Origin of the sequence: Paraburkholderia sp. Ac-20347, from assembly GCF_017104805.1 — a bacterium.
Lineage (GTDB): Bacteria > Pseudomonadota > Gammaproteobacteria > Burkholderiales > Burkholderiaceae > Paraburkholderia > Paraburkholderia tropica.
The window spans coordinates 1-8,860 of the sequence record NZ_JAAGPN010000303.1; the positions used below are offsets into that span (position 1 = coordinate 1).

General features: G+C 64.7%; 9 protein-coding genes. 4 read left to right on the forward strand and 5 right to left on the reverse strand.

The window, feature by feature from the left end:
- Nucleotides 1-232 (reverse strand): GntR family transcriptional regulator (locus tag G3N97_RS33280; protein WP_205997147.1); only part of this gene is annotated, 232 nt, incomplete at its 3' end.
- A gap of 191 nt (nucleotides 233-423) precedes the next feature.
- Between G3N97_RS33280 and cyoA the strand changes: the two genes are divergently transcribed.
- The 4 genes from cyoA to cyoD are packed head-to-tail and all read left to right on the forward strand — an operon-like array spanning nucleotide 424 to nucleotide 4,463.
- Nucleotides 424-1,452, forward strand: coding sequence for a ubiquinol oxidase subunit II (gene cyoA / locus G3N97_RS33285; RefSeq protein ID WP_205997148.1), 1,029 nt, complete (start codon nucleotides 424-426; stop codon nucleotides 1,450-1,452).
- Between the two features lie 6 nt (nucleotides 1,453-1,458).
- Nucleotides 1,459-3,450: a cytochrome o ubiquinol oxidase subunit I gene (cyoB, locus tag G3N97_RS33290; RefSeq protein WP_065065745.1), complete on the forward strand. Its 1,992-nt coding sequence runs from the start codon at nucleotides 1,459-1,461 to the stop codon at nucleotides 3,448-3,450.
- Nucleotides 3,451-3,453: 3 nt separating this feature from the next.
- Nucleotides 3,454-4,083 carry a cytochrome o ubiquinol oxidase subunit III gene (gene cyoC, locus G3N97_RS33295; RefSeq protein WP_205997149.1) on the forward strand — a complete coding sequence of 210 codons (630 nt, stop codon included), beginning with the start codon at nucleotides 3,454-3,456 and terminating at the stop codon, nucleotides 4,081-4,083.
- On the forward strand, nucleotides 4,080-4,463 hold the full coding sequence (gene cyoD, locus G3N97_RS33300; RefSeq protein WP_205997150.1) for a cytochrome o ubiquinol oxidase subunit IV: 384 nt from the start codon (nucleotides 4,080-4,082) through the stop codon (nucleotides 4,461-4,463). The genes cyoC and cyoD overlap by 4 nt, the downstream gene beginning before the upstream one ends.
- 108 nt (nucleotides 4,464-4,571) lie before the next feature.
- Here cyoD and bfr read toward each other — a convergent pair whose 3' ends face one another.
- The 4 genes from bfr to G3N97_RS33320 form a co-directional block, all read right to left on the reverse strand.
- Nucleotides 4,572-5,048 carry a bacterioferritin gene (gene bfr, locus G3N97_RS33305; protein ID WP_205997151.1) on the reverse strand — a complete coding sequence of 159 codons (477 nt, stop codon included), beginning with the start codon at nucleotides 5,046-5,048 and terminating at the stop codon, nucleotides 4,572-4,574.
- 157 nt (nucleotides 5,049-5,205) lie between these two features.
- Entirely contained in the window at nucleotides 5,206-6,432 is a 1,227-nt protein-coding gene (locus G3N97_RS33310; RefSeq protein ID WP_205997152.1) for a helix-turn-helix domain-containing protein, read from the reverse strand.
- A 232-nt stretch (nucleotides 6,433-6,664) separates the two neighbouring features.
- On the reverse strand, nucleotides 6,665-7,801 hold the full coding sequence (locus tag G3N97_RS33315; RefSeq protein ID WP_205997153.1) for an NAD(P)-dependent alcohol dehydrogenase: 1,137 nt from the start codon (nucleotides 7,799-7,801) through the stop codon (nucleotides 6,665-6,667).
- Between the two features lie 32 nt (nucleotides 7,802-7,833).
- Nucleotides 7,834-8,860, reverse strand: a 1,027-nt coding sequence (locus tag G3N97_RS33320; protein WP_205997154.1) for an aldehyde dehydrogenase family protein, incomplete at its 5' end; no start/stop codon positions are given.

The following is an 8,860-nucleotide window of genomic DNA, read 5'->3' on the forward strand; positions in this document are numbered from 1 at the left end:
TGAACGCGCGCGTGATCGTGGTGAGATCGACGCCGAGCAGATTCGCCAGCGCGCGCTGCGCGGGCACGCGGTCGCCGGGCGCGAGCGTGCCGTCGGCCACGGCGCGCTCGATGAAGTCGACGAGCTGCACATAGCGCGGACCGCTGCCGCGCGCGAACGCCGATGCCCACGGCGAGGCGGCGGTATCGGTATCCGGGTTGGAGTCGGCGTCGTTCGGGGTGGGTTGCGTCATAGCGCCTTGCGTCATCCTGCCGCACATGTATGTGCCATGTCTTACTCTAGCATGCGGACACGAATCGCGTAAATCCATACATATGGTGCATGTATGGCCACTGCCGCGGCGGAGCCTGACCAAAGCGGCGGGGCATTCCGGGCACGCGCTGTATCGACGGGTTTGCGCGTTCGTCAACCCTGGAACCCGACATGCGCCAATCCCTTTCTCGAAGAGGACCGTCCCTTGAAGGCGGCCCGCCGCAGCCACACTCCACCCACTCATCCCGTTTTCACCCGCGCATAGGCAGGCCGTTACGCGCCGCCGCGACGTTTGCCGCGAGCGGCGCGCTGGCGCTGCTCGGCGGCTGCAGCTCCGTGCTGATGGACCCGAAAGGCGACATCGGCGTGCAGGAAAAGAACCTGATCCTGATCGCCCTCGGCTTGATGCTGCTGGTGGTGATTCCCGTGATCGCGCTCACGCTGTGGTTTGCGTGGCGCTATCGCGCGTCCAATACGGGCGCGACCTACGCGCCGAAGTGGTCGCATTCGACCGCGATCGAAGTGGTCGTGTGGTCGATTCCCTGTGTGATCGTGCTCACGCTCGGCGTGCTGATCTGGCGCACGACGCACTCGCTCGATCCGTACAAGCCGATCGAATCGCAGACCAAGCCGATCCGCGTCGACGTCGTCGCGCTCAACTGGAAGTGGCTGTTCATCTATCCCGATTACGGCGTTGCGTCCGTGAACCAGTTGGCGATTCCGGTAGACACGCCTGTGTCGTTCAGCCTGACCGCCGAGTCGCTGATGAACTCGTTCTTCATTCCGCAACTGGGCACCCAGGTCTATGCGATGTCGGGCATGGAAACGAAGCTGCATCTGATCGCGAACGAACCCGGCGTCTACGCGGGCCGTTCGGCCGCCTTCAGCGGCCCGGGCTTCTCCGACATGCACTTCGACACGCTCGCCACCAGCCGCGCCGACTTCGACGCGTGGATCGCCCGCGCCAAAGCCTCGCCCGCGATGCTGAGCCGCAGCGCCTACGAGCGCCTCGCGATTCCCGGCGAAAAGACGCCCGTGACGCTCTATTCGAACGTCGCGCCGGGTCTGTTCGAAGGCGTCGTCGACAAATACATGCGCGACGTTCACGGCAACCCGATTTGCGGCACCGGCGCGAACGTGCCGGCGCTCACCCTCGAACGCAGCGGCGCGCGCGCGCCCGCCATCCTGGCAGCGGAGTAATCACACATGTTCGGAAAACTCACGCTCGATGCCGTACCCTGGCACGAGCCGATCATCATGGGCACCGGCGCCGTCGTGGCGCTCGGCGGCCTGCTCCTGCTCGCCGCGATCACGCTCGCGGGGAAGTGGGGCTATCTGTGGCGCGAGTGGATCACCTCGGTCGATCACAAACGCATCGGCGTCATGTACATCATTCTCGCGATCGTGATGCTGCTGCGCGGTTTCGCCGACGCGATCATGATGCGCGCGCAACAGGCGCTCGCCTACGGCGACGCGGCCGGCTATCTGCCGCCGCATCACTACGACCAGATCTTCACGGCGCACGGCGTCATCATGATCTTCTTCGTGGCCACGCCGCTGATTCTCGGACTGATGAACGTGGTCGTGCCGCTGCAGATCGGCGCGCGCGACGTCGCGTATCCGTTCGTGAATTCGCTGTCGTTCTGGCTCTCGGTCGTGGGCGCGATTCTCGTGATGGTCTCGATGTTCGTCGGTGACTTCGCGGCGACGGGCTGGGTGGCGTATCCGCCGCTCTCCGAGCTCGGCTACAGTCCAACGGTGGGGATGGACTATTACATCTGGTCGTTGCAGGTGTCGGGTCTGGGCACGACGCTCTCGGGCATCAACTTCATCGTGACGATCCTGCGCATGCGTGCGCCGGGCATGAAGCTCATGATGATGCCGGTGTTCGTGTGGACCGCGCTCATCACCAACATCCTGATCGTCGCGGTGTTTCCGGTGCTTACCGGCACGCTCGCGCTGCTCACGATGGACCGCTATCTCGACATGCACTTCTTCACGAACGAGCTCGGCGGCAACGCGATGATGTACATCAACCTGATCTGGGTGTGGGGCCATCCCGAGGTGTACATCCTGATCCTGCCTGCGTTCGGTGCGTACTCGGAAATCATCGCGACATTCTCGGGCAAGCCGCTGTTCGGCTACAAGTCGATGGTGTACGCGACGTCCTCGATCGGCATTCTCTCGTTCTTCGTGTGGCTGCATCACTTCTTCACGATGGGCTCGGGCGCGAACGTGAACGCGTTCTTCGGCATCATGACCACGGTGATCTCGATCCCGACCGGCGTGAAGCTGTTCAACTGGCTGTTCACGATGTATCGCGGCCGCATCCGCTATCACAGCGCCACGCTCTGGACCATCGGCTTCATGGTGACGTTCGCCGTGGGCGGCATGACGGGCGTGCTGCTGGCCGTGCCGGGCGCGGACTTCGTGCTGCACAACTCGCTGTTCCTCGTCGCGCACTTCCATAACGTGATCATCGGCGGCGTGGTGTTCGGCTGCCTCGCGGGCATCAGCTTCTGGTTCCCGAAGGTGTTCGGCTTCACGCTCAACGAGTTCTGGGGCAAGGTCTCGTTCTGGTGCTGGCTGATCGGCTACTGGCTCGCGTTCACGCCGCTCTACATCCTCGGCTTCGAAGGCATGACGCGCCGCATGAACCACTACGAAGTGGCCTCGTGGCATCCGTGGCTCGTGGTGGCGCTGGTGGGCGCGGTGTTCGTCGGCCTCGGCATTCTCGCGCTGGTCGTGCAGATCTACGTCAGCATTCGCGACCGCGATCTGAACCGCGACGTCACCGGCGATCCGTGGGACGGCCGCAGCCTCGAATGGTCGACGTCGTCGCCCGCGCCGTTCTACAACTTCGCCGTGATGCCGAAGATCACCTCGATGGAACAGCACTGGGACAACAAGGAAGCGGGCACCGCGTACAAGCAGGCCGAGCACTACGAAGACATCCACATGCCGCGCAATACGGGCGCGGGCTTCATCATCGCCGCGTTCAGCCTGCTGTTCGGCTTCGCCGCGGTGTGGCACATGTGGCCGTTCGCGGCGGCCGGGCTGATCGGCATGATCGTGACGTTCATCGTGCGCAGCTATGACCAGGACGTCGATTACTGGGTGCCGGCGGCGGAAGTCGCGCGCATCGAAAACGCGCGCTTCGCACAGCTCGCGGAACTGGACATCAAGGAGGCTGCGTAAGTCATGGCGCACGCTGCAATTACACCTCACGCATCTCACGCTCAGGGACATGAGCACGGGCACGATCACGGCCACAGCGACAACACCAAGACGACGCTGGGTTTCTGGATCTACCTGATGAGCGACTGCCTCATCTTCGCGACGCTGTTCGCCACCTTCGGCGTGCTCGCGAATGCAACGGCAGGCGGACCGGGCGCGAAGGAACTGTTCGAACTGCCGTACGTGCTCGGCGAAACGCTGCTGCTGCTCGCGAGCAGCGTGACGTTCGGCATGGCGATGCTCAACCTGCACGCAGGCAAGCGCGCGCAGGTGATCGTTTGGCTCGCGATTACGTTCGCGTTCGGCGCGGGCTTCGTCGGCATGGAAGTGAACGAGTTCGCGAAGCTCGTCGCCGATGGCGCGGGTCCGCATACGAGCGCGTATCTCTCGGCGTATTTCACGCTGGTCGGCACGCACGGTCTGCACGTGACGGCGGGTCTGCTGTGGATCGCGATCATGATGCATCAGACCTTCAAGTTCGGTCTGACCGATACGATCCAGCGCCGTCTTGCGTGCCTGAGCCTCTTTTGGCACTTTCTCGATCTCGTGTGGATCTGCGTGTTTACCTTTGTCTATCTGCGAGGTGTGCTGTGAGCCATTCTCATGTTAATCAGGCTGCCCCGCAGAGCGGACACGGCGATGGGCATGGCAGCTTCAAGGGCTACATGATCGGCACGGTGCTGTCGCTCGTGCTGACGCTCGCTTCGTTCGGCGTGGTGATGTTTCATCTCGTGCCGCCCGCGATGGGACTCGTGGCGATCGTCGTGCTGTGCGTCGCGCAGCTGGTCGTGCAGCTCGGCTACTTTTTGCATATTGGATCGTCGCGCAGCCAGCGCGCCAACACCGGCATTTTCATCTGCACGGCGTTTCTGATTGCGGTGATCGTCGGGCTGTCGCTGTGGGTCATGCACAACGCCAACGTGAACATGATGCCGACGCATATCAGCGTCGATCGGGCGATGGCGCACGACTGAGGCGCTGCCGTTCTTCGAGTGTAAAAAAGCCCCGCGCGGTGTTGGCCGCGCGGGGCTTTTTTGTGTTGACAGGCGTGGCGCCGCGGAACTGGCCCTTGCAGCGAAGCGCTAGCTGACCGAGCCGATGCTCGACTGCTGATAATTCTCGATGCCGATCTTGTCGATCAGCCCGATCTGGGTTTCGAGCCAGTCGATATGATCTTCGGTGTCGTCGAGAATCTCGACGAAAATTTCTCTCGACACGAAGTCGCGAACGGTTTCGCAATAGGCGATGGCTTCCTTGCATTGCGCCTGCGCGATCCGTTCGAGCTTGAGATCGCATTCGAGCGCTTCGCGCGTGCTCTCGCCAACCAGCAACTTGCCGAGATCCTGCAGATTGGGCAGGCCGTCGAGCATGAAAATGCGCTCGATCAGCTTGTCCGCGTGCTTCATTTCCTCGATCGATTCGTCATACTCATGCTTGCCGAGCGCGGTGAGTCCCCAATGTTTGTAGAGCCGCGCGTGCAGAAAATACTGATTGATGGCCGTCAGCTCGTTCTTGAGTTCGGCATTCAGATATTCGATAACCTTGGGATCGGCTTGCATGTCGCTCTCCTGAGGAACCAATGGACGCTCGTGGGCATAGGAGGAGGATAGACAGTCAGCGCGACGACCGCGCGAACGACGGCATTAACAAGAAGCATTCGCAGTCATTCATGCGTCAGCAACGATGCCGGCAACACGCGAGCCGAACTGGCCCCGATCAAGCGCCGTCAGCGTGCGGAACGTCGCTGACCATGCCGGTTTCGCGCAACTGTCTGAGGCGAGCGTAGACGGTCGTGCGCGAGATGCGCAATTGTCTTGCCACGGCGGCCACATTGCCATTGTGATCGCGCATCGCTTGCTGTATCGCGCCGAGCGTGTGTTCTTCGAGACTCGCGCCGGTTTTCGCCGCGTCCTGCGCGCTGCGCTCTGGCGCGGTATCGGCATGATCGCTAGTGAGTCCGGCCCCGACACGCCGCGCCGTGCTGCGATTGAGCGGCGCGCGCGCGTACTGCATCCACACATGGCTGCCGTCCGCGCGTGCGATGCGCTGCGGACCGCGCTGGGGTTTCAGCAAGCGCCCGAGCAGCGCCGGCGGCGCATCGTCGAACAGATCCTGCAACGATCGCAGCGCCAGCGGCGCGCCATGCGGCAAGCCGAGAATACGCCGCGCCATCCGGCTCGCCGCGCGCAGATCGCCGTTCTCCTCGACCGCCAGCACGCCCGCGAGCGGCGTCGCGAGCCAGCGCGGATCGTGCTGCACGCGCAGCAAGTGGCAGCCGCGCAGCGTCGCGAATAAACGCTGTTCAGCGGCGAGCGCGGCCAGCCTGAACTGCTCCTTTACCTGCGCGAGATCGCGCTGGCCGGTGCCGGTGAGATCGAGCGCGCCGATCACTTCGCCATGCAGTCCGAACAGCGGCACCGCGAGACACGACACGCGCTCGAACTGGTCGAGATAGTGCTGGCCGTTCGCGACCGTCACCTCGATGCCTTCGTGCAGCACGCAACTCGGCGCCGTCGTGCCGATATGCGATTCGAGAATGCGCCGCCCGGCGATGATCGGCAGGATCAGGTCGTCGTCGCAGGCGGGACTGCGGCGCGCGTGCACCACGGTGCCTTGCGGATTCACGCAGAAGATGGTCCAGTCGTCGCCGCCGAATGCGTCCCAGAGCTGCTCGATTTCGTCGACGATGCAGCTGTAGAGCCGCCGGTCGTCGTGCGATTCGCGCACGCTGCGCGTGCCCTTGAGCAGCTCGTATTCGGGCGCCTGCCACGGCAGCACGCCTGCATCGCGCGAGCGCGCCCAGGAGCGCGCCACCGACTCAGGCAGCAGGTTCGGCATGAGCGCGGCGGGCAATTGCTCGCCGTCGCCGAAACGCTCGCGCGCCGAATGCAACTGCGCGAGCGCGCTGGCCTGGACGGTTTCGGGCGCGGACTTGCGATTCATGCGGGCTCCCGTCGTGGCATGGGGTCGAGCGGCAAAAAGTGGCAAAAGAGGGGGAGAAAACGAGGGGACAGTTGGCGCGGCGCGTGAGGTGAACGTGGAGGGCGCCATGCCATCCGTCCGGGCCGTTGCCGCGCACGCGGCGCGGCAACGGCGGACTGATGCGAGGATACCGCAGCGGGCGCGGGCATGGCGCCGCGCCCGCCATCACACGCGGCTGCAACGTATTGAAACGTCAGGCGTGCGCGAAACGCAGGATCGGCTTGAGCGTGACGCCGCGCTTGCTGTCCTCGGCGGCTTCGTTGATCTGCTCGACCGGATAGAACTTCACGAGCTTGTCGAACGGAAAACGCCCTTGCCGATACAGCTCGACGAGTTGCGGAATGAAGCGTTGCGGAACGCTGTCGCCTTCCACGATGCCGCGAATCGTGCGCCCGTTCAGCAGCAGACTGTTGATGTCGAACTCCGCCTTGGTGCCGAGAGGCGGCGCGCCGACCACGCCGATCGCGCCCAGCGTGCCGAGCGATTCGATCGCCCCCGACAACACCGACGCGATGCCCGTCGATTCGAGCGCGAAGTTCACGCCGCCGCCGGTGATCGCGCGGATCGTCTCGACCATGTCGATTTCGCGGCTGTCGATCGTGTGCGTCGCGCCCAGCTCTTTCGCCAGTTCGAGCCGCGAGGGCACGATGTCGACGGCGATGATGGTGGTCGCGCCCGCCACGCGCGCGGCCATCACCGCCGAGAGGCCGACCGCGCCCGCGCCGAAACTCGCGAAACTGCTGCCCGGCGTGACCTTGAGCGAGTTGATGACGGCGCCCGCGCCAGTCTGGATACCGCAGCCGAGCGGCCCGAGCAGTTCGAGCGGCGCGTCTTTCGACACCTTGATCGCGTTGTTTTCGCGGGCCAGCGCGTGGCTCGCGAACGACGACTGCGCGAAGAAGTGATCGTGCAGCGGACGGCCTTCTTCGTCCTCGATCGCGGTGTGGCCCTCGAGATCGGCGCCGCCGAAGTTCAGGCCGAAGAACTGGCTGCAATACGCGCCATGGCCGCCCGCGCAGGGCTGGCAATGGCCGCACGCGCCATAGGTCAGCACGACGTGATCGCCGGGCTGCAGGTTCTTCACGGCGGGGCCGACCGCTTCGACCACGCCCGCGCCTTCGTGGCCGAGCACGGCGGGCAGCGGCACCGGGTAATACTGGTCGCGCACGATCAGGTCGGTGTGGCACAGGCCGGTGGCCACCACGCGCACCAGCACTTCGTCGTCTTGCGGGCCGCGCAGGCGCGCTTTCTGGATCGTGAACGGCTCGCCCTTGCCGCGCGCGACGGCGGCCGTGACGGTGCGGCCCGTGCTGGCCGATGTCGTAGTCATAGCGTGTCTCCTTGTGTCGATGGCGGCGGGTCTCAGATCGGGTAGAGCGGTGCTTCGCCCTTGACCGTGAGCCATTGCCACTGCGTGAATTCTTCCCAGTTCGCCGGGCCGCCGATGCTCGTGCCGTTGCCCGATGCGCCGACGCCGCCGAACGGATTGATCACCTCGTCGTTGACGGTCTGATCGTTGATATGCAGCAGGCCCGTGCGCAGCCGCTCGCCCATGCGCAGCGCGCGGCCCACGTTCGACGTGACCACGGCCATCGACAATCCGTACTCCGTATCGTTGGCGAGCGCGATGGCTTCGTCATCGGTGTCGAAGGGCACGACCACGGCCACCGGTCCGAAGATTTCCTCGTTGAACGCCGGGTTCTGCGCGGTCACGCCGCTCAGCACGGTCGGCTCGAAAAACAGGTCGCGGAAGCCGCCGCCCGTTTCGATGCGCGCGCCCGCGTCCTTCGCGGCGGCCAGCACGCGCGCGACGTGATCGCGCTGCGCGGTGTTGATGATCGGGCCGAGCGCGACGTTTTCGGTGGCCGGATCGCCGACCGTGAGGCCTTTCGCCTTCGCGACCAGTTTTTCCACGAAACGATCGTAAATCTTGCGCTGCACGAGCACGCGGCCCGTCGCCATGCAGATCTGTCCCTGATGCAGATACGCGCCCCAGGCCGTGTTGGCGACGGCGAGGTCGAGGTCGGCGTCGTCGAGCACGATCAGCGAATTCTTGCCGCCCAGTTCGAGCGAGACCTTCTTCAGATGCCGGCCGGCCGCTTCACCGACCTTGCGGCCTGCGCCCGTCGAGCCCGTGAACTGGATCATCGCGATGTGCGGATCGCTCGTGAGCGCCGCGCCCGCCGCGCCGTCGCCGGGCAGCACGTGCAGCACGCCCGCGGGCAGGCCCGCGAGTTCGAACAGACGCGCGATCGCGAATCCGCCGCAGACCGAAGTGCGCGGATCGGGCTTGAGCACGACGGCGTTACCCAGCGCGAGCGCGGGCGCGACCGCGCGCATCGCCAGATAGAGCGGGAAGTTGAACGGCGAGATCACGCCCACGACGCCC

Bases quoted from the DNA above. Each gene is read 5' to 3' on its own strand.
- cyoA (WP_205997148.1), top strand. From the start codon at position 424: ATGCGCCAATCCCTTTCTCGAAGAGGACCGTCCCTTGAAGGCGGCCCG.
- cyoB (WP_065065745.1), top strand. From the start codon at position 1,459: ATGTTCGGAAAACTCACGCTCGATGCCGTACCCTGGCACGAGCCGATC.
- cyoC (WP_205997149.1), top strand. From the start codon at position 3,454: ATGGCGCACGCTGCAATTACACCTCACGCATCTCACGCTCAGGGACAT.
- bfr (WP_205997151.1), bottom strand. From the start codon at position 5,048: ATGCAAGCCGATCCCAAGGTTATCGAATATCTGAATGCCGAACTCAAG.
- G3N97_RS33310 (WP_205997152.1), bottom strand. From the start codon at position 6,432: ATGAATCGCAAGTCCGCGCCCGAAACCGTCCAGGCCAGCGCGCTCGCG.
- G3N97_RS33315 (WP_205997153.1), bottom strand. From the start codon at position 7,801: ATGACTACGACATCGGCCAGCACGGGCCGCACCGTCACGGCCGCCGTC.